An 18,965-nucleotide genomic window follows, 5' to 3' on the forward strand; every position below is an offset into this window, starting at 1 on the left:
TGAGTGACCAGTGCATTCAGCCTAAGCACCGTGTTTGGCGCCAGGAATGGCTCTTCGTCGGTATGTGGATAACGGCGATATGTGGGTAACAGTGCCGGACGGATAACAGCGCCAGATGGATAACAGCGCGAGGTGAAAAAGCCGCTAGGGGGAGGGCACCTCAGCGGGCTCATCGTGGAACGGAAGCCTTACCACCAGCGTGGCCCCGCCGCCGTCGGTCTCTTTCACCTGAACGGAACCACCGTGCGAGCCCACAATCGCTGAAACGATTGCCAAGCCCAGGCCACTGCCACCGGTTTCCCGGGTGCGTGACGTGTCCGCCCGGTAAAAGCGTTCAAAGATCTTGTTGGTTTCCGCCTCCGGAATGCCGGCCCCGTGATCGCGGATCTCGATCACCGAGTCCCTGCCGGCAGGGGTATCGCGGACACCCACGGCGAGCTCGATCGGTGTTCCCTCAGGCGTGTAGCGCAAGGCATTTCCCACGAGGTTCCCAATGACCTGGCGAAGTTTCGCTTCATCTCCCTGTACGGGCGCAGCGGAGGGGGAGCCGCCGTCGAGACCTGTTAGCGTGATGGTGCGGTCCCCGGAAGAGGCCCGGGTATCCACCATGGCGTCGTGCGCCAGGAGCTGAAGGTCTACGGGCTTGAGCTGAAGCGGCCGCTGTTCGTCAAGCCGGGCCAGCAGGAGGAGGTCCTCCACCATGGATCCCATTCGTTTGGCTTCGCTCTCGATCCTCCCCATGGCCATGGCCACGTCTTCTTCGGTTGAGAGGGCGCCGTGCCGGTAGAGCTCGGAGAAGCCACGGATGGTCACCAGGGGGGTCCGCAGCTCATGGGAGGCGTCAGCTGCGAAGCGGCGCATCCGGCCTTCGGACGCAGCTCGCGCAGCAAAGGAGGCTTCAATATGGGCGAGCATGGCGTTGAGTGAACCGCCGAGCCGGCCGACTTCCGTGTGGGGATTGTCCACTTCCACACGACGCGAGAGATCACCTGCTGCGATGGCCGCCGCGGTCTTTTCCACCTTTGCCAGTGGCCGGAAGGACCGCGCCACCGTCCAGGTGGCGATGAAGAAGGCCAGCACCAGGGTCAGGAGGCCAACGCCCACCACCACCAGAACGGCATGCTCCATGACCTTGTCCACCGGCGTCAGTGGCAGGCCGATGATCACGACGCCGTTTTGCCCGTTGGCGACGACGCCCACGGCAACAACCCGCCAGTTTGTGCCGGCAGTGCCCTTGACCTGGAACGGCGCATTGGCGCGCTGCTTGGCTTCCAGCGGGGTGATGTTGGCGATCGCGGGCCGGTCGCTCTGGCTGCCGCCGAACGGGTACGGAGCGAGGTTCGGGACGTACAGCGTCAGTGAATAGTCCGTGGGAACAGCGGTATCCGCCGGTGCGGCACTGTTGGGTTCGGTCAGCCTGTCAAAAGACTGGCGGTCCTGGGCCAGGGCCACGGCGGCCTTGAGCTTGTCATCCACTTGGCCCTGCAGATAGCTCTTGACGAGCGTCAGGGTACCGGCACCGGTTGCCGCCAGGGCAAGCAGAAGCAGGCACATGATGATGGCAACCAGCTGCGACCGCAGTGATGCCGACTTCCAGCGTTGCACCAAGGTCAGCGCTTCTCTGCCGTCCGAAGCACGTAGCCCACGCCGCGCTTGGTCTGGATGAGGGCTGCGGCATCGGGGTCGATGTCCACCTTGCGGCGCAGGTAGGAAATGTAGGACTCCACGATTGAGGCATCGCCGTTGAAGTCGTACTCCCACACGTGGTCAAGGATCTGGGCCTTGGACAACACCCGGTTGGGGTTGAGCATAAGGTAGCGGAGGAGCTTGAATTCGGTGGGAGAGAGTTCGATGACGGTGCCGCCACGGCGTACTTCGTGTGCGTCGTCGTCGAGTTCGAGATCGTCAACGCGGATCACCGCGTCGTCATCCTCAAGTGGCTGGGTACGGCGAAGAACGGCGCGGATGCGTGCCACCACTTCGTCCAGGCTGAACGGCTTGGTGACGTAGTCATCGCCGCCAACCGTGAGGCCCGTGACCTTGTCCTCGGTATCGTCCTTAGCGGTCAGGAAGAGGACGGGGAAATGCTTGCCGGCCGCACGAAGGCGTCGGGTAACGGTAAAACCGTCCATGTCCGGAAGCATGACATCCAGGACTGCCAGGTCCGGGGCATGAAGGTCGGCTGCTGCGAGGGCTTCGCGACCGTTGGCTGCGGCCACCACCTCGAAACCGGCGAATCGCAGCGACGTGGACAGAAGCTCGCGGATGTTGGGTTCGTCGTCAACCACAAGGAGCTTGGCTTCAGGACCGTTCTTTTTCATGACACCCATAGTGCTCCCAGAAACTGTGAGTTATCTGGAAGCTGCATGTGAGCCTACTGCGTGCCGCCGATACGCCGACGCAGCTCATGCTCCCAGGACCAAACCGAGGCCCAGTGCCACCATGGTCACCGCAATTCCACCGTCCAGAAACCGCCAGGACAACGGACGCGCGAAGAATCCGCGGAGGAAGCGGGCGCCGAACCCCAGGGAACAAAACCACAGAATGCTTCCAGCCATGGCCCCGGCTCCGAACCACCACTGCAGCGGGCTGCCTTGGGCGCTGGCCAGCGAACCAATGAGCGCGATGTCCAGATAGACGTGCGGGTTGAGCCAGGTGAGGGCCAGTACCGTCGTGACTGCTGCTGCGGCGCCTCCTTTGCCGCGTGTCCTTCCTTCACCATCACTGGCCATCAAGGATTGCGGGCGCACGGCACGCCTGGCTGCCATGAGGCCGTACGTCACCAGAAACGCCGCTCCCACATAGCGGAGGACGACGACGGCGGCAGGGGCTGCCGTGATGAGCGCGCCGGTGCCAAGGACTCCAGCCGCGATCAGGACGGCGTCGGAGAGTGCGCAAACGGCGACGATGGGCACGATGTGCTCGCCGCGAATGCCCTGGCGGAGGACGAAGGCGTTCTGGGCGCCGATGGCAACGATGAGGGCTAAACCTGTGGCCAGGCCGAGGCCTGCGGAATGAAAGAAATCAAGGGAAGTCACTCTTCGAAATTACGGACGTCCAGCACCTTAGACCAGCTAAAGATTCTGATGCTGCGTAAGCTGTGCTTATGACGCAGTTTTCCTCCGAGCAATTGCTGACGTTCGCCACGGTCCTCTCCGAGGGCACGTTGGATGCCGCCGCCCGCATGCTGCACATCACGCCGTCGGCTGTATCCCAGCGGCTGAAAGCCCTGGAACAATCCACGGGCCGCGTGCTCCTTCAACGCAGCAACCCTGCCCTGGCGACGGAGGCCGGGGAGGTGGTGCTGCGGCTGGCCAGGCAGGTGGCGCAGCTGGAAGCCGATGCTGGGAAGGAACTGGGCCTGGACGGGGACAGGCCACGGCTGGCTGTGCCGATCGTGGTGAACGCGGACTCTTTGGCGGTGTGGTTCCTCAAGGCCCTGGCTCGGGTTCCCAGCAGCCTCAACGTCACTTTCGACCTCCACCGCGACGACGAGCAGCACTCCACGTCCCTGCTGAGGTCCGGAACCGTCATGGCGGCTGTCACGGCAACCCCGGAACCCGTCCAAGGTTGCCGGGTGGAAAGCCTCGGCACCATGAGGTACCTGCCGGTTGCGGCACCCCGTTTTGTGGACCGCTGGTTTCCGAACTTCCCGGAAGGGCTCGATGGCGCGGCGCTCAATAGTGCTCCGACAGTGGACTTCGATCGCAAAGACACCTACCAATGGGCATTCGTGCAGTCCTGCCTCCAAGCGGAGGGGAAGCCCCTTCCGGAGAGGAAGGGCCCGCGACACTATGTGCCTGCATCGCAGGATTCTGGCGACGCCATCCGGCTGGGACTTGGCTGGGGCCTCATCCCGGAGGTCCAGTGCGGTCCGGACATCGCGGATGGGCGGCTTATCGAACTGGCCCCGGAGCAGCCTTTCGACGTGCCGCTCTATTGGCAGCGCTGGCGTACCGCCTCGTCGGTGCTGGCCACTCTCAGCGATACCGTCCGCGAGGTATCGGCACAGTATCTGAGGACGCCATAGGAACCCGAAATCCGAACACGCCCACCGATGCTTCCAAAAATGTCAGTGCCCGGTTCCACACTTAAAACATGGCAAAAACAGCAGCCCCAGTCAGCATCCACCAGCATCAGAATTCTGATGTCGAATTCCACGTCACCTACCTGGACACCGACACCGGTCGCGTTCGCCGCGAAGATTTCCACGACCTTCCGTCAGCCGAACGTTTCGCCAGCGCACAACTCCGTGACGCCGACGCCTGGGCAGTAGTGGACCAGGTGAGCTCCACGTCCACCAACCGGATGGTTGCCTGAATCCAGGCTTACTCCGGTCGATTCCCGGCGTGCCCGCCGTGAACGAACGGGGATGACACACCTTCGTATTTGAGCATCATCATCATGCCCTCGGCCGCGTGATCGAGGTTGTGGCAATGATCCATCCAAATGCCCGGGTTGTCAGCGACGAGCAGCACTTCCCACACTTCACCGGGCAGCACCTCCACGGTGTCCAGAACCAGGGGTGATCCGCGCGGGGCCACGCCGTTCCTGCTGAGAACCTCTACATGATGGCCATGCGGGTGCATGGGATGGGGTTCGGCGGTCCGGTTCACCACCGTCACCTTCACCGTGTCACCCTCCGCCACCTCCATGGACGGCACCAGCGGGTAGGCGGCACCATTCACGGTGAATGCGTACCGTGGCACTCCATCCACAAAACGGAACTGCCGGTCCAGCACCACGACTTCATCCCTGGTGACGGCCACCGAAGCAGGCAGAGTTTCCCCTGAGGGCACGTTGCCGGTGGCCACCTTCCCCGCGGACAGGGGTTCTCCGTAGTCCAGCAAATCCAGCACAGGCAGTGTGGCAAACAGGCTTGAGGATGCCTTCGCATCGGTTACTGGAGGAGATTCCGCCGGCGCGATGACCACCACGGCATCGGCAGCGGCGTCGGAGCGCAGGGTCACGGGGGAGTCAGGCATGGTGAATGCGAGGTCCAGCCGCCCGCCGGCTCCCAGCCGCACCAGCTTCCCCGCGACTTCCTGAGGTTCGTTGACGTCCGTCCCATCCACGGCCACAGCCTTGAACGAAGTCCCCTCCACCAAGTAACGCTGCGGCAAGGAATCAGTGTTGACCAGCCGCACCCGCACGCTGCTGCCTGGGGCGGCCTGGTAGCCACTGCCGCGGTCTGAGGAGCCCAGCAACCCCAGACCGCCGAGGTCGTGCCCCGCCACCACAATGTCCGTGCCGGCACGGACTTCCGCGGGATGGTGCACGACGAATGCGCCGTAGAGACCCTTGCGGACCCCCTCGGCTGAATCCTGATGTGTGTGGTACCAGTACGTACCAGTTTGCGCCGCAGTGAAGCGATACGTCTTGGACTGCCCGGGCATCACGGCGTCCTGCGTTGCCCCGGCTACTCCATCCATGGCATTGGGAACGTCGTATCCATGCCAATGCAGCGTAACCCCGGCGGCCACGTCCCGGTTTTTGAGAACCACCTCCACTACTTCGCCCAACGTCGCTTCGACCGGGGGACCGGGAAGGCTCCCGAATGTCCACGCTTCCGTGGTCCGGCCGGACGGCAACGTTACCTGTTCAACGCGCGCAGTCAGTTCATAGTGCCGGACCACAGCGTCAGTGGGAGTGGTCCCTGTCAGGCTGGTCACCGGCGTCGTATCCGTCACCGTGCCGGCGCCGGCACCGTGGTGACGTCCGACGGCGGTCGCGATCACCGCGCCGTTACCGGAACGGCTCCCAAGCCAGGCGAAAACCCCGGAACCCACCACAGTGCACACCATGAGCGCCGCTATGGCAGAAGCCGGGCGTCTGGCGCGCGTGCGGCCGGAAGCTGCAGGCTTCGCCACGACGAGGCCGGCAATCAGTACCGTCCCGGCCACCATGAACAGAAGCACTGCGACGCTCCATGGCGCAGGGAACGGACCCAGGACCAGCGCCAATGCCAGTGAGGCCACGGCCGCCGCGGCTGCAGCCACCAGGGACATCACCGCAGCCCTACGGGTTCGTCCCAGAGGCCTGGGAGCAGCCCTGGAAGGTTCGGTGCCGGTGTTCCGCCTCCTCAGCAAGAACGGAACACCGGCCATCGCGGCCCAAGCCGCGGGGATGGCGGTCAGAGGCAGGTTGATGGCGATGCGTTCGCTGGCAAACCACCAACTGCCGGCCACCAAAGCTGGAAGCAAGGCATAGCGTGCCACCGTCATGGCGACGGCGGCACCCACCAACAGCAAGGCCAGATCGGTACCGCGGCGCGGTCCCGGCTTGCGGTCAGTGCTTGAAACCAAGGTCATCCATACGGCAGCAATCCACGCTGCAGCCGAAAGGACGGATAACACCAAATCCACTGCCAGCAGCTGCGAGGTGTTCACAGCTGCCCGGATTCAGGCTGTCCTGGGCGTGGCAGAAGCATCCGAAGCCTTGGGAGGCAGCGGCTGCGGATTGAGTGCCGCGGCGCGGGCCCGGGTGAAGAGCCAGTAGGACATGAAGATCATCAGCAGTCCGGTGAGGGGGTGGATGGAAGCCACCCACGAACCCGAAGGAGTGATGAAGTCTTCGGAAGAGCCGGTGAGCATGCCTCCAATGATGAAGATGAACAACTGGACCCAGGAGAGAAGGAAGATTCCGGCGGCGAGCCAGATCGTCCGGGCACCCATCCTGGCAATGGCGGCCACAATGGCGGCGAGCAGTGCGGAGTAGCGCAGTACATACTGGCCGTTCATCACGTGGAAGACGCCCGCTTCACGCTGGGCTTCGATGGTGTTCTGGAAGTGGAAGTATCCTGCGAAAAACAGCTGTGCGAGCGCTGATAACAGGACGATTGCGGAAATGACCAAAAGGGCTTTACGCATGGGGAATCCTCTGGGAAAAATTCTCGGATTCTTTTAGGCCTGTGAACCGTCGGCGCCCTGGCTGCGGGCTTCCCCCACTGCCGGCGGCTGGCCGCCGGACTGCCTGGACCAGGGGCAGCCGCATTTGGGCGGAGAGCTTCACTAGGAATCGTAAATTCGTTGGAGGCCAATAGCAAGGCCCAGCAGGTGCATTCCGCGCGAAGCTACTGCTCCTGACCCACGTCCTTGCCGATGTCCTTGGCGTCCATGATCCGGTAGGCGTAGCCCTGTTCTGCCAGGAAGCGTTGGCGTTTGGCCGCAAAGTCCTGGTCGAGCGTGTCCCTGGCCACCAAGGAGTAGAACCTGGCCGCGCGGCCGTCCTGCTTCGGGCGGAGCAAACGTCCCAGCCGTTGGGCTTCTTCCTGGCGTGAGCCGAAGGAACCCGACACCTGGATGGCTACGGAGGCTTCGGGAAGGTCGATGGAAAAGTTGGCCACCTTGGACACCACCAGGGTCTGGATCTCTCCCTTGCGGAAGGCGTCGAACAGCTTCTGCCGGGCCTTGACGCTGGTTTCGCCCTTGATGAGGGGCGCGCCCAATCGCTCGGCAATCTCATCCAGCTGGTCGATGTACTGTCCGATCACCAGCAACTGCTCGCCTTGATGCACGGCAACCAGGGCCTCCACCAGCTTGGTCTTGGTTTCGGACGTGGCGCAGAGACGGTACTTGTCGGCGTCATCGGCCATCGCGTACGCCACGCGTTCGTCCCGGGGCAGGTCCACGCGCACCTCGACGCAGTCCGCTGGCGCGATGTAGCCCTGGGCCTCGATGTCCTTCCAGGGAGCGTCGTACCGCTTGGGCCCGATCAGGCTGAAGACCTCGCCCTCCCGGCCGTCCTCGCGCACCAGTGTGGCTGTCAGGCCAAGTCGACGCCTGGCCTGCAGATCCGCTGTCATGCGGAAGATCGGGGCGGGCAACAGGTGGACTTCGTCATAGATGATAAGTCCCCAATCGTGCCCGTCCACGAGTTCCAGGTGCGGATAGAGTCCGCCACGCTTGGTGGTCAGGACCTGGTAGGTGGCGATCGTGACCGGCCGGACTTCTTTGACGGAACCGGAGTACTCGCCGATCTCGTCCTCCGTCAGGGAGGTCCTCTTGAGGAGCTCGTCCTTCCACTGCCGGGCGGAAACAGTGTTGGTCACAAGGATCAGGGTGGTGGTGGAGGACGTCGCCATGGCTGCCGCGCCCACCAGGGTCTTTCCGGCACCACAGGGAAGCACGACGACGCCGCTGCCGCCGGCCCAGAAGTTCTCCGTGGCCAGCTTTTGGTACGGCCGCAATTGCCAGCCGCTTTCGTCGAGCATGATGAGGTGCGGTTGCCCATCGACGTACCCGGCCAGGTCTTCTGCGGGCCATCCGAGCTTGAGGAGCAGCTGCTTCAGTTGCCCCCGCTGCGAGGAGTGCACAACTACGGTTTCGCCGTCGATCCGTGGCCCGAGCAGGGGCGCGATCTTCTTGGCGCGAATGACTTCCTCCAGGACGGGATAGTCGTCGGTGCGCATCACCAGGCCGTGCTGGGGGTCTTTCTCCAACCGCAGGCGGCCGTAGCGGGACATTGTCTCTTCGATGTCGATCAGCAAGGCGTGCGGTACGGGGAACCGTGAGTACTTCAGCAGGGTGTCCAGCACCTGCTCGGCGTCCAGCCCGGCGGCGCGCGCATTCCACAGGCCCAGCGGCGTGAGCCGGTAGCTGTGCATGTGTTCGGGCGCGCGTTCCAATTCGGCGAAAGCGGCAATGGCGTGCCGGGCTTCGGTGGCGAGCTCGTGGTCGACTTCCAGCAGTATGGTCTTGTCACTTTGCACGATCAGCGGACCGTCGTTCACAACCTAATCCTCACGGTCACAGTTTAATCCTCACTTGGGTACCCCCAGGCGCGGTTTGGTGGACAGCGCTGTTGTCATGAACGCAGTTCACCCGCGGGTTCCACATCGATGATCCGATGGATGGACAACACCCGTTCGGTATCTTTGGCGGGGTCGAACACCCGCACGCGTCCACCGGAGACGGATACAGGAACAACCGTTTCGGTGTTGGCATTCCCAAGGCTGTCCACCACGTTCATGGTGACTGGCTGCTTGAGCCGGATCGCCGTCTGCAGCGTTTCCAGGCCCAGTTGCGTGGAAGCTTCGCCCGTCGCCTCGGCCGGGACGGAACGATGCTGCCGAAGAACCACAAGCTGCGCCTCGACGTCGTCGTCCGGCGGAGCCGTCCGCGGCGCCGTGTAGACAGGGCGGGCGCTGCCAGGAACCGCCGTGGTCCGTTTGAAACGCACGACGGCGGGCTCGGCCTCCTGCACGGCGGGCGAAAGTCCCAGCTCGCGCAGGACCCGGGCGGTTTCCCGGGGGCTGGCCGAGGAAGTGAGCACAGTGGGGGCGATGCGTACCAGGCTCAGGACCGAGGTCCGGGCTTCCTCCAGGAGCTCGGAAATGGCTGATTCATCGTCGCTTTGAATAAAGCTTGCACTGGTACCCACGCGCAGCCGGCCGTGCCGGGACGCCGTGTCCTGGATCAGGTACGCCAGGGGTTGGGGCACGTCCGTCGCTGAGTGCTCACGGAGAAACGCCAACAGCGATTCCGCATTTTGCCCGGCGTCGAGGGCCCTGCGGATGGTGGTGGCAGAGAAGCGGTAGATCGACGCCGGACCCTGCCCTTCGGCGTCGGCCATCAGCAGCAGCGTCCCGCTCAGCTCCGGTGACAGGTAGCCGGGGGCGACAGCCGTCAGGTCAGCCTGCAACAGGATGTGGTTCACAGCAGCCGGCAGGTGTTCGCCGAGGATGTTCATGGCCGTTTCCGGCTGGGAAGCGGCGATGGCAGAGCCCAGCTGGGTCAGTGCACCGGAACCCATCAGGCCCAGCAATGCTGCCTCTTCGAGAATCCCGCGCACCAGGGAGCTGAATCGTCGCGACATCCTCGGCTGCGCCCATTCAGCCCGCTGCAGGACGGCGCGGGCATCCAGCACAGGGGCCTTGCCGTCCGGAGCCGCTGCCTCAAGCGTCAGCTCGTTCAGGATCTCAAGGACCCTGCGCCGGACCACGGGTGCGTCGGGCCGCTGGGCCTCCGCGGACAAAGCGTTGATGGTGGTTCCGGCCGCACCATGATGGGTGGCCGAGGTCGCGGGACCCGTCAGCGGCTGACCTACCAGCGAAGGCGCGCGCTCGCTGGCCAGCCAGGCATTGACCAGCCACAGCCACTGCTCTTGCCGGGGCAACGTGAGCCACTCCAGTGATGGCGGCTGGATCCAGGTGGAACTGTCCACATCCAGCCGCAGGAGACCGGACAAGGCACAAAGCTCCAGCAGGACCGCCGTCTCGTGCACTCCCAGGCGGATTGACTCAGCAAGGCGCCTCAGCTCCCGCACGCCCACCCCACCGCTCCTCAGCGTAGACAGGGGTTGCTCGCGAACAGCGAACAGGAGCTCATTGGCCAACCGTAACGTTTCGGCGATGGCGCCCATGGCAGCATTGCGGCGCAGTGCCGCACTGGTGTGGCCCAGTTCCGGAACGGGTGGCGACAAAGTGAAGTCGTCAATGATGGCGCCGCCGCGCAGCGCAAGACCCACGCTGTGGGGCAGTTCCACGTGGCCGGCATCCAGGGGCACCAACAAGCCGCGCGCCAACAGCCAGTCGATAGGCCCGACGTCGTGGCTTTCGTGACTCACGGACGCCCGCCTTTGGGCCTGGGGTACTGCGCCCATGGCCCAGCTGCCGAACTTGTCCAGCAGGCCAACCGTCCTCTCCGGAGCAGTGGACAGGATGGCGCGAAGGTTCTCCGGAGTGGAGGTCCAGCGTTGGAGGGCCAGGGCAGCATCCATGGGCGTGCTGGCCGGATGGATTCCCGCGCCGCTTTGGTGCAGCTCGGCCACCAGCTGGACCACGCGCTGGGCGAACGCCGGCTGAGTCCGGACGAGCTCGGTGTAGCTCCGGCCCAAGCCCGCAGGGTAGATGCCGATGACGTCCTTGAGGCTGCCCACCGGAAGATAAAAGCGTTGTCGCGACGTAGCCGGTGGCGAACCCTGGGGTGGGTCTGCCCGGTGGATCAGGGCCAGTTCCTGCAGTTTGGCGAGGACAGGGTCCAGGGCCGAAAGAGTGGAGCCCGTGATGACCTTCTTCAAACCGGCCGCCGATATGCTGTGCCCGGTATCAGCATTCGTGCACAGGTGCAGGGTTTCGAGCACCTGCATTTCCGGCTTGTTCAGGCGTTCCAGCGCCCGCTGGACACTGACCCGCGCGCTTGCCCGGGCAGCCAAGGCAGGGAAGTCCGGCGCCATGGGGGATATAAGGTCCGGCCGCGCGGCAAACAAAGCCCGCAGCGAGTTGTCGCTGCGCGCTTCCAGTTCCTTGCTGAGCGCGCGAATAAGGGACATCAATCCAACGTTACCGCCCCAAGGCCGCTCCTGCCCGTCCAAGGGAGGACGGCGCTACTGCCGGCGGCGTTGACGGAGCGCGTCCAGGACCAGAACCACCGCAAGCATGAAGGCCACAGGCAAGCCGTAGAGGGCAGTGGAAGTCACCCAAACGGGTGCGATACCGCCGTTGTAGGCCACTGTGATGACGGCGGCAACAGCGGCCAGGGAGAGGACGGCAATGGCAACGGCCACCATCATGAGGGGGCGGCGGTAACCCGGGGAAGTCATGCCCTCAACGCTAGCAGCAGCGCGCCGCAAGTGGAGCGGGCATGCAAATGACGCTGTACGTTGCCGGCGCAGGGCGGGACAAAGCGGGAATAGGGGGTCGGGCAGGATAACCTTGAAGGAACAGACCAACACGGACCGGGTTGTCACCCTCGATCCCGCAGCAACCTGCGGATGCGGTAGCGGCCCGGCGTGTCTCCCACGCAAGAACGAAGAAGGTTGATTACGTGCCTACCGGCAAGGTCAAGTGGTATGACAAGGAAAAGGGCTTCGGCTTCCTCGCAGCTGAAGACGGCCAGGAAGTTTTCCTGCCCAAGACGTCCCTGCCCGCGGGCGTAACCGAGCTCAAGGCCGGTACCCGGGTGGAGTTCGGTGTGGCGGACGGCCGCCGCGGCGCACAGGCGCTGGGCCTTCGCGTGCTGGAAAAGACCCCGTCCATTGCCAAGGCCAAGCGCATGAACGCCAAGGACCTTGCTCCGATGGTGCAGGATCTGGTCACCGTCTTGGACAACCTGTCCGGTTCGCTGTCTTCGGGCAAGTACCCCGATGGCAACAAGGCCAAGGCCATCAGCATGGCGCTGCGCAAGGTTGCCGACGAGCTGGAAGCCTAAGATCGCCATGACCTCGGAATCCGCACAGGAAACTACACCGGCCACGGATGCCCTGGGTAACACCGGGGCTGGTCCTCGTGGTGCCCGCACTCCTGCCACCGGCGAAGCTCCCGCGCGGAAGCCCGTGGCCGCCAAGCCGCGTGCCGGTTTGCCCGTGTGGCGCACAGGCAAGCCGGATGCTTTCCTGGCTGCCGCCGTCGACACTGCCCGCACGGCAGTGCAGGGCATCGCCAAGCCAGGCGAAGTGGGGGCGCACCTTGGCGCCAAGTCGGAGGGCGACCGCGTGGTCACCCACCTGTTCGAGTCCAAGCTGGCCGGCTACGGCGGCTGGCAGTGGTACGCCGTGGTGACGCGCAACTCGCGCTCCAAGATCGTCACGGTGAGCGAGCTCGGACTGCTGCCCTCCGAGGATTCCATCCTGGCGCCGGAGTGGGTGCCGTGGGCCAAACGCGTCCGTCCTGAAGACGAGACTCCATTGGTGGAGGAGACCGAAGGCGATGTCTCGGAGGAGTCCGTGCAGGCTGCCGAGGATGAGGCCATCGGCCCCGCCGAAAACGAAGACGACGACGAACCGGACGACGACGAACCGGACGACGCCGCGGACAACGACGAAGCCGGGGCCCAGTAAGGCGACCGCGGCCCGGCGCCGGTTCGCTGAGCGCACCTTAAACGGGGGAGCCGCCCGGGGATGACCCAGGCGGCTCCGTTCAAACCTTGCGGGGACTACTTCTTCAGTTCGCCCACGACGTAGTCGATGCTGGCCAGCAGGGCGGAAACATCGTCCGGCTCGATGGCCACGAACGTGGCGATGCGCAACTGGTTGCGGCCGAGCTTGCGGTACGGCTCGGTGTCCACCACGCCGTTGGCCCGCAGGACCTTTGCGATGGTGGCGGCGTCGATTGAATCATCGAAGTCGATGGTCGCAATGACGTTGGAGCGGTCCTCAGCCTTGGCGACGAACGGCGTGGCGTATTCGGATGCTTCGGCCCAGGAGTAGATGCGGCTGGCTGAATCGGCTGTGCGCTTGCTGGCAAAGTCCAGACCACCGTTGCTGTTCAGCCACTGCACCTGGGCGTCCAGGGTCACCAGCGTGGACAGTGACGGGGTGTTGTACGTCTGGTTCAGCTTGGAGTTGTCGATGGCGGTCTGCAGGTTCAGGAAGTCCGGGATCCAGCGGTCGCTTGCATTGATGCGCGCGGCGCGCTCCAGCGCGGCGGGGGAGAAGAGGCCGAGCCACAGGCCGCCGTCGGACGCGAAGTTCTTCTGCGGGGCGAAGTAGTAGACGTCCGCCTCTGCAACATCCACGTCCAGGCCGCCGGCTGCGGAGGTCGCGTCCACCAGGACGAGCGAACCTTCATCGGCGCCTGCGACGCGCTTCACGGGAGCGGCGACACCCGTGGACGTTTCGTTCTGCGGCCACGCGTAGGTGTCAACGCCTGCCTCTGCCTGAGCCACGGGGCGGGTGCCCGGTTCTGCCTTGATGACGGACGAGGCCTCAAGGAAGGGGGCCTTGTTGGTGGCCGCAGCAAACTTGGAACCGAATTCGCCGAAGGAGAGGTGCTGGGCCTTCTTCTCCACCAGGCCGAATGCTGCGACGTCCCAGAACGCGGTGGAACCACCAACGCCGAGCACGACTTCGTAGCCCTCGGGAGCACGGAAGAATTGGCTGAGGCCCTCGCGGACCGAACCCACCAGGTTCTTGACCGGGGCCTGGCGGTGGGAGGTGCCAAGGATGGTCCTGGAAGCAGCGGACAAGGCCTCGACTTGCTCCGGGCGGACCTTTGACGGCCCGGCGCCGAAGCGGCCGTCCTTGGGCAGCAGGTCGGCGGGAATGGTGATGCTGTTGTCGCTCACGGTGGCTCCAATGTGTATCGGTCAAAGATGGGAGGTGGCAGGTGGCATCAACTGCCCCTTCGACTCCCCAATTCTGCCTGACGAGGCGCGCGTGCGGGAACCTGCGGTCGTTATAGTCCGCCACGTGGAACGAGGACCAACCGGATGCGACTGGAATGCGACTGGAATGCGACCAGGATGCGGGCAAAATTATCCGGAGTAATTCCAAATAAGCTAAGCTGGGAGCTGGCGTTCATAGGGTGGCGGTGGCACCGCCTGCCCTGGCATGGGACGCGGTACGGTGGAGATTACGCAACAAAACTGCGTTCGAGGAGAGCTGAGCTGGATGACGGATCTGATCGATACCACTGAGATGTATCTTCGGACCATTTTGGAGCTTGAAGAAGAGAACATTGTGGCGCTCAGGGCCCGCATTGCCGAACGCCTGCGGCACTCCGGCCCCACGGTCTCCCAGACCATCGGACGGATGGAGCGCGATGGCCTGGTGATCGTCTCAAACGACCGCCACCTTGAACTGACCGAGGTTGGACGCAAGCGCGCCACTGAAGTCATGCGCAAACACCGTTTGGCCGAGCGTCTCCTGGCAGACGTCATCGGTCTCGACTGGGCCTACGTGCACGATGAAGCGTGCCGCTGGGAGCATGTGATGAGCGAGCGCGTCGAACGCCGCCTCTACGAACTCCTTGAACACCCCACGGAGTCTCCCTACGGCAATCCGATTCCCGGACTCGAGGCGCTCGGTGGTCTCACCGGTCAGCAGTTCCCCCGGATCGATGTCAACCTCCTCCAGGCCATGGACGGCTACGCTTCGGATTCCCGGGTGGTCATCACCCGGCTGGCGGAACCCATCCAGGTTGAGCCCGAGCTGCTGACCCAATTGGACGAAGGCGGCATCCGTCCCGGGGCCCCTGTTTCCCTTGAACGGGTTGGCGAGTACATCTCCGTCCGGGTGCCCGGCATTGAGGGCGCACTGGAACTTCCTCCGGAAGTTGCCGCGCACGTCTTCGTGTCACTGAACTGACCGGTCGCTTTCCAAGGCCGAACGCCTGGTGACAAACCTCACTTTTGGGCGGCCCGCGAGCGTGTGACCTGCACTTTTTGGGAAAGAGTGATAAGGGCCCATCGCTGCAGGCGCGTTTTCCGTTGATAACGAATTTATTACCAAGGGGCTTAATCCCCTATAGTTATCTACTAGCGCTGATACCAAAGCGTTACCTGATCCGGAGCCGAGCTCTGCCAGCGGATTGGGTGAACCACCACCACTGGCAGAGGCGGGGGAACCACAAGCGGCTGTCTAGAGAAGCAGCCTTGGGGTGAAGTCCGCAGCAGAAGTACCCACTAACGCAAGTCCCCTTTGGGATACCTGCGTGCCATGAGTGCTTCGTGCGGACCGGGTCTTTGAACTCTCTGACCCGAATCCGACAGCTAACTTCGCAGGCTTTTGAGAGAGGAACAGAGTTTGACATCGCAGAACGTCAGGGGCCGCCGTCGTGCGTCCGGCCCCGCTACTGAGCTGCGGCCAGCCCGCGTCGTATCGGAGATCCGGCCCCGCGACACCGACCGCCAGGTGCGCCGCCGTAAGAGCCCGTTGCGCCAGGTTGCCGACTTCGCCGCAGCCAGTGGCGTCGGGCAGAAGGCCGGAGTCGCGCTTGCCGCCACCGGACTTGCCCTGACTGTCGGCCTGCCGGCTACCAGCCCCGTATTGGCTACTTCGGAATCAGGCCAGACCGAGTCGGCTCTCGCAGTTGGCGGCCCCGTGGGCAGCCAACCTGAGGTTTCCGCGGCAGCATCAGCCAAAATCGACTTCAGCCGTGCGGCCGTTGCCACCGCGGCGGACCCCGACGGAAAGCTGAAGCAACTGCTCAGCGCCCAGTCTGTCGGCAGCATCCAGCGCGCCTCTTCCGCGGGCACCCTTGGCAGCCCCCTTGACTCCCTGGCCACGGCTTCGCCCTTCGGTTACCGGGTCAGCCCCCTGACCGGCGGAGCCGGCGACTTCCACCGCGGCCAGGACTTCGTGGCCCAGTGCGGTACGGCCGTGCATGCGGCGGCTGCGGGCAAAGTGACCTTTGCGGGATGGCACGAGTATGGCGGAGGCAATCGCGTCGTAGTGGACCACGGCAACGGCCTGGAGACCACGTACAACCATCTGTCTTCGTTCAGCGTGCAGGTGGGCCAGACGGTCAACCGTGGCGACACCGTAGCCCTCAGCGGCACAACGGGCGCTTCCACCGGCTGCCACCTCCACTTCGAGGTCCAGGTCAACGGCGAAGTCGTCGACCCCATGGGCTGGCTCTAAGCCACCTGATGGTCCTCTCTCGCATTGATGACACGTCTCGTGACCTGAATGTGACATTCGCTTTCAATTGTTATAACCTTCAGAGCGCATCGGCTTTTTAGGGGGCCGGTGCACTTGAGTGGATTGCCTAGCTCTGCCACCACTCGAGGTCCGTTCGCAAAAATCGTCTGGCAGGGGCGGGGGAACCACTTTTGGTCTTCGATTGAAGGCCTTGGGGTTAAGTCGCAAAGCTTCCCAGGAAGCAACGCGGCCGGATGACTCCCATCCGAATCCGACAGCTCACCTCGCAGGCATTGGGAGAGGCTACCTACGTGTCATCACGCACTACCCCTGCGCGCCACCGCGCTGAAACGGTTCGTTCGAACCCGTTGAACACCCTTTCGAAGGCTGTTTCATCCAACGCCGGTACCATGGGCCGCCAGGCCGCCGTTCTGGCAGCAGCCTCAGGCCTCGTCCTCACCGTCGGACTGCCGGCCAACGCCGCTGACACCGATGTCACCACATCGGAAGTTTCCAGCGCCCAGCAGCTGGCTGCCACCGCGGTGGTCACGGCAGAGCCCACAGCCACCGTTTCCTTCGAGAGCCCGGTCGTGGCAACCAAGGAAGCTCCCAAGGTCGTCCAGCGGGCAGCCCAGGTGACCGAGCGCACCGCCGATGACGCCACGGCCGTCACCGCCAAGTCCTTCGAAACCAAGGATTCTGCTGCAAGCGCGGCTGCATCAGGGCTTGCCGCCATCGCCTACACCGGAATCGGCTCCCCCTACGTGTGGGGCGGTACCACCCCCGCCGGCTGGGACTGCTCCGGCTTCACCCAGTGGGTCTACGCGCAGGCCGGCATCAGCATCCCCCGCGTGAACGCCTGGACGGCCATGAAGGCCACCAGCACCCCCCAGCCTGGTGACCTTGTCATGCAGAACGGCGGAGCCCACGTGGGCATCTACGTCGGCAACGGCATGATGATCAGCGCTTTGAACCCCGGCCAGGGCACCCTGCTGCATTCCGTGGCCTCCACGGGCACGTCCTCGTTCTTTACCCTCCGCTAAAACCCGATTCGGGGTTGGCTGGCGTACCCCTGCCGGTCGGCCCGCTACCCGCAGGTACCCCAACTGCCTGCGGATACGAAAGAGAAAAACAATGACCAGTGCAAACAAAGTTGCACGGCACCGCGCTGAGGCCCCCAAGACCAGCTCGCTTGCCGTGATCGCCAAGGCCGTAAGCGTCAACGCCGGTGGCGTCGGCCGTCAGGCAGCAGTCATCGCCGCAGCTTCAGGTTTGGTCCTGACCAGCGGTATCGCTGCCAACGCTGCTGAATCGAGCGTGGACCGCGAGTCCACGGCGACCACCGCCCTCGATGTCCAGTCGGTTGCCCAGGCTACGATCGCCGCGGACTCCACGGTCGCCATCTCTTATGAGCGCCCTGTTGTCACCACGGTGGAAGCTCCGGCTCCCGTGGTGGAGGAAGCTCCCGCGAAGGTTGAGGCCAAGGCGCCCAAGACCGCCACGGCTCCGGCTACCAACGCCACAGTTGCAGTCAACGCCGCAACCCCGGCACCTGCCGCTCCGGCAGCCTCCAGCGGGCTTGGCGCAGCCATTGCCGCTGCCGCCTACGCCCAGCTCGGCGTCACGCAGGATTGCACCATGCTGGTCACCAACTCGCTCGCTGCTGTTGGCATCCACTTCCACGACTGGCCCGCCGGCTACCTCTCCCTGGGCCGTACCGTCAGCGCAGCGGAAGCGCAACCCGGCGACCTCGCCTACTACGCCAACGGCGGTCTGGCCGGACAGGCACACATCGCTGTTTACGTTGGCAACGGCATGGCAGTCCACGGTGGATGGAACGGATCCACCACGGCACTGTTCAGCGTCAACGTCGGCTCCGGACCGGTATTCATCCGCGTCAACGGCTAGCCACAGACTCCCAGGAACACCCCGCAGGCAATTGCCGGCGGGGTGTTCTGCTTTAACCGCGCATGAATTTTTGCAGACACTGTGAGCGGATCGACAAATAAATTCGTTGATACGGCATATAAGTGCTTACCCTTGTGTTGTCGATCCACAGCCCGTACATGCAGAGGGCAGCCGGCCCTCGTGCCCCTGACGGGTGCGGCCGTGAAGAGGTACGTGCATGCGCACACTCGTTCTGAATGCTGGATATGAACCGCTGGCGGTTATTACCTTCCGCCGGGCGCTGGTCCTTGTGCTCACTGGGAAAGCTAGCGTTGTGGCCGAAGGCGACGAGCCTGTCGTCGGGCCACAGGAGATTCTCGGACGCCCCTCCGTGATCCTCCTGAACCGCTACATCCGTCCCAAGTACAACAGGATCACTGCCGTGAGCCGTCGCGGAGTTCTTCGCCGCGATGGCCATCGTTGCGCCTATTGCGGGAAAACAGCCCACACCATAGACCACGTCCACCCCAAATCCAGGGGCGGCGCGGATTCCTGGGAAAACCTGGTTGCGGCGTGCTTGAAATGCAATAACGCCAAGAGCGACCACACACTGGCTGAAATGGGATGGAAACTCCGTTTCAAACCCGGTGTGCCCCAGGGGACCATGTGGCAGATCAAAGAACTCGAGAAACCTGCGCCGGACTGGGACCCGTTCCTGCTTCCGGAATCCGCTGCCTGATCGATTTCTGCTGAGCTCCGGCCGCCCGGGTACTCTGGGC

Annotated in this window: 18 protein-coding genes and 2 riboswitches; of the genes, 9 read left to right on the forward strand and 9 right to left on the reverse strand. The window is 64.0% G+C overall.

Annotated elements, in window-relative coordinates:
• Positions 1-144 precede the first annotated feature (144 nt).
• The 3 genes from ACFUOZ_RS06945 to ACFUOZ_RS06955 form a co-directional block, all read right to left on the reverse strand.
• On the reverse strand, positions 145-1,608 hold the full coding sequence (locus ACFUOZ_RS06945) for a sensor histidine kinase (protein WP_377546107.1): 1,464 nt from the start codon (positions 1,606-1,608) through the stop codon (positions 145-147).
• Between the two features lie 2 nt (positions 1,609-1,610).
• Entirely contained in the window at positions 1,611-2,321 is a 711-nt protein-coding gene (locus ACFUOZ_RS06950) for a response regulator transcription factor (RefSeq protein ID WP_026267426.1), read from the reverse strand.
• Positions 2,322-2,405: 84 nt separating this feature from the next.
• Positions 2,406-3,038, reverse strand: coding sequence for a LysE/ArgO family amino acid transporter (locus ACFUOZ_RS06955; protein ID WP_377546109.1), 633 nt, complete (start codon positions 3,036-3,038; stop codon positions 2,406-2,408).
• A 68-nt stretch (positions 3,039-3,106) separates the two neighbouring features.
• On the opposite strand from ACFUOZ_RS06955, the gene ACFUOZ_RS06960 reads away from it, so the two are divergent.
• A complete protein-coding gene (locus ACFUOZ_RS06960) occupies positions 3,107-4,030 on the forward strand; it encodes a LysR family transcriptional regulator ArgP (protein WP_377546111.1) in 924 nt (307 codons plus the stop codon).
• 68 nt (positions 4,031-4,098) lie between these two features.
• Positions 4,099-4,320, forward strand: a complete 222-nt coding sequence (locus ACFUOZ_RS06965; protein WP_377546113.1) for a hypothetical protein — start codon at positions 4,099-4,101, stop codon at positions 4,318-4,320.
• 8 nt (positions 4,321-4,328) lie between these two features.
• On the opposite strand, the gene ACFUOZ_RS06970 is transcribed toward ACFUOZ_RS06965, so the two are convergent.
• The 5 genes from ACFUOZ_RS06970 to ACFUOZ_RS06990 form a co-directional block, all read right to left on the reverse strand.
• Positions 4,329-6,389: a multicopper oxidase family protein gene (locus ACFUOZ_RS06970; RefSeq protein ID WP_377546115.1), complete on the reverse strand. Its 2,061-nt coding sequence runs from the start codon at positions 6,387-6,389 to the stop codon at positions 4,329-4,331.
• A 12-nt stretch (positions 6,390-6,401) separates the two neighbouring features.
• Complete coding sequence (locus tag ACFUOZ_RS06975; protein WP_377546117.1) at positions 6,402-6,869, reverse strand: hypothetical protein; 468 nt, start codon at positions 6,867-6,869, stop codon at positions 6,402-6,404.
• A 203-nt stretch (positions 6,870-7,072) separates the two neighbouring features.
• Entirely contained in the window at positions 7,073-8,731 is a 1,659-nt protein-coding gene (locus ACFUOZ_RS06980) for a DNA repair helicase XPB (RefSeq protein ID WP_377546119.1), read from the reverse strand.
• A gap of 74 nt (positions 8,732-8,805) precedes the next feature.
• Positions 8,806-11,271: a helicase-associated domain-containing protein gene (locus ACFUOZ_RS06985; RefSeq protein WP_377546121.1), complete on the reverse strand. Its 2,466-nt coding sequence runs from the start codon at positions 11,269-11,271 to the stop codon at positions 8,806-8,808.
• A gap of 54 nt (positions 11,272-11,325) precedes the next feature.
• Complete coding sequence (locus tag ACFUOZ_RS06990; protein ID WP_377546123.1) at positions 11,326-11,541, reverse strand: hypothetical protein; 216 nt, start codon at positions 11,539-11,541, stop codon at positions 11,326-11,328.
• A gap of 224 nt (positions 11,542-11,765) precedes the next feature.
• Here ACFUOZ_RS06990 and ACFUOZ_RS06995 point away from each other — a divergent pair, with 224 nt between their 5' ends.
• Together ACFUOZ_RS06995 and ACFUOZ_RS07000 are read left to right on the forward strand one after the other, a co-directional pair.
• Positions 11,766-12,149: a cold-shock protein gene (locus ACFUOZ_RS06995; protein WP_090820714.1), complete on the forward strand. Its 384-nt coding sequence runs from the start codon at positions 11,766-11,768 to the stop codon at positions 12,147-12,149.
• A gap of 7 nt (positions 12,150-12,156) precedes the next feature.
• Complete coding sequence (locus ACFUOZ_RS07000; protein ID WP_377546125.1) at positions 12,157-12,777, forward strand: DUF3027 domain-containing protein; 621 nt, start codon at positions 12,157-12,159, stop codon at positions 12,775-12,777.
• A 95-nt stretch (positions 12,778-12,872) separates the two neighbouring features.
• Here the strand turns inward: ACFUOZ_RS07000 and serC are convergent, their stop codons facing one another.
• Positions 12,873-14,003 (reverse strand): phosphoserine transaminase, encoded by a 1,131-nt coding sequence (gene serC / locus ACFUOZ_RS07005; RefSeq protein ID WP_377546127.1) that lies wholly within the window; start codon positions 14,001-14,003, stop codon positions 12,873-12,875.
• 325 nt (positions 14,004-14,328) lie between these two features.
• Between serC and ACFUOZ_RS07010 the strand changes: the two genes are divergently transcribed.
• The 5 genes from ACFUOZ_RS07010 to ACFUOZ_RS07030 all read left to right on the forward strand — a co-directional run bounded on the left by ACFUOZ_RS07010 (position 14,329) and on the right by ACFUOZ_RS07030 (position 18,925).
• The gene (locus ACFUOZ_RS07010) at positions 14,329-15,024 is read left to right on the forward strand and encodes a metal-dependent transcriptional regulator (protein ID WP_274262668.1); all 696 of its coding nucleotides are present in this window, start codon (positions 14,329-14,331) and stop codon (positions 15,022-15,024) included.
• Between the two features lie 193 nt (positions 15,025-15,217).
• A riboswitch (cyclic di-AMP (ydaO/yuaA leader) is annotated at positions 15,218-15,458 on the forward strand.
• A gap of 4 nt (positions 15,459-15,462) precedes the next feature.
• A complete protein-coding gene (locus tag ACFUOZ_RS07015) occupies positions 15,463-16,299 on the forward strand; it encodes a M23 family metallopeptidase (protein WP_377546130.1) in 837 nt (278 codons plus the stop codon).
• A 124-nt stretch (positions 16,300-16,423) separates the two neighbouring features.
• Positions 16,424-16,606, forward strand: a riboswitch (cyclic di-AMP (ydaO/yuaA leader).
• A gap of 4 nt (positions 16,607-16,610) precedes the next feature.
• Entirely contained in the window at positions 16,611-17,342 is a 732-nt protein-coding gene (locus ACFUOZ_RS07020; RefSeq protein WP_377546132.1) for a C40 family peptidase, read from the forward strand.
• A 91-nt stretch (positions 17,343-17,433) separates the two neighbouring features.
• Positions 17,434-18,207 carry an NlpC/P60 family protein gene (locus ACFUOZ_RS07025; protein ID WP_377546134.1) on the forward strand — a complete coding sequence of 258 codons (774 nt, stop codon included), beginning with the start codon at positions 17,434-17,436 and terminating at the stop codon, positions 18,205-18,207.
• Positions 18,208-18,424: 217 nt separating this feature from the next.
• Complete coding sequence (locus ACFUOZ_RS07030; RefSeq protein ID WP_144662688.1) at positions 18,425-18,925, forward strand: HNH endonuclease; 501 nt, start codon at positions 18,425-18,427, stop codon at positions 18,923-18,925.
• Positions 18,926-18,965: the final 40 nt, after the last annotated feature.

This window comes from Paenarthrobacter sp. NPDC057355 (genome assembly GCF_042667405.1).
Lineage (GTDB): Bacteria > Actinomycetota > Actinomycetes > Actinomycetales > Micrococcaceae > Arthrobacter.

What these genes read in the sequence shown, in the direction of transcription:
- ACFUOZ_RS07000 (WP_377546125.1), top strand. Translation starts at nt 12,157, where the DNA reads ATGACCTCGGAATCCGCACAGGAAACTACACCGGCCACGGATGCCCTG.
- ACFUOZ_RS06965 (WP_377546113.1), top strand. Translation starts at nt 4,099, where the DNA reads ATGGCAAAAACAGCAGCCCCAGTCAGCATCCACCAGCATCAGAATTCT.
- ACFUOZ_RS06985 (WP_377546121.1), bottom strand. Translation starts at nt 11,271, where the DNA reads ATGTCCCTTATTCGCGCGCTCAGCAAGGAACTGGAAGCGCGCAGCGAC.
- ACFUOZ_RS06960 (WP_377546111.1), top strand. Translation starts at nt 3,107, where the DNA reads ATGACGCAGTTTTCCTCCGAGCAATTGCTGACGTTCGCCACGGTCCTC.
- ACFUOZ_RS06950 (WP_026267426.1), bottom strand. Translation starts at nt 2,321, where the DNA reads ATGAAAAAGAACGGTCCTGAAGCCAAGCTCCTTGTGGTTGACGACGAA.
- ACFUOZ_RS07030 (WP_144662688.1), top strand. Translation starts at nt 18,425, where the DNA reads ATGCGCACACTCGTTCTGAATGCTGGATATGAACCGCTGGCGGTTATT.
- ACFUOZ_RS06975 (WP_377546117.1), bottom strand. Translation starts at nt 6,869, where the DNA reads ATGCGTAAAGCCCTTTTGGTCATTTCCGCAATCGTCCTGTTATCAGCG.
- ACFUOZ_RS06990 (WP_377546123.1), bottom strand. Translation starts at nt 11,541, where the DNA reads ATGACTTCCCCGGGTTACCGCCGCCCCCTCATGATGGTGGCCGTTGCC.
- ACFUOZ_RS07010 (WP_274262668.1), top strand. Translation starts at nt 14,329, where the DNA reads ATGACGGATCTGATCGATACCACTGAGATGTATCTTCGGACCATTTTG.
- ACFUOZ_RS07025 (WP_377546134.1), top strand. Translation starts at nt 17,434, where the DNA reads ATGACCAGTGCAAACAAAGTTGCACGGCACCGCGCTGAGGCCCCCAAG.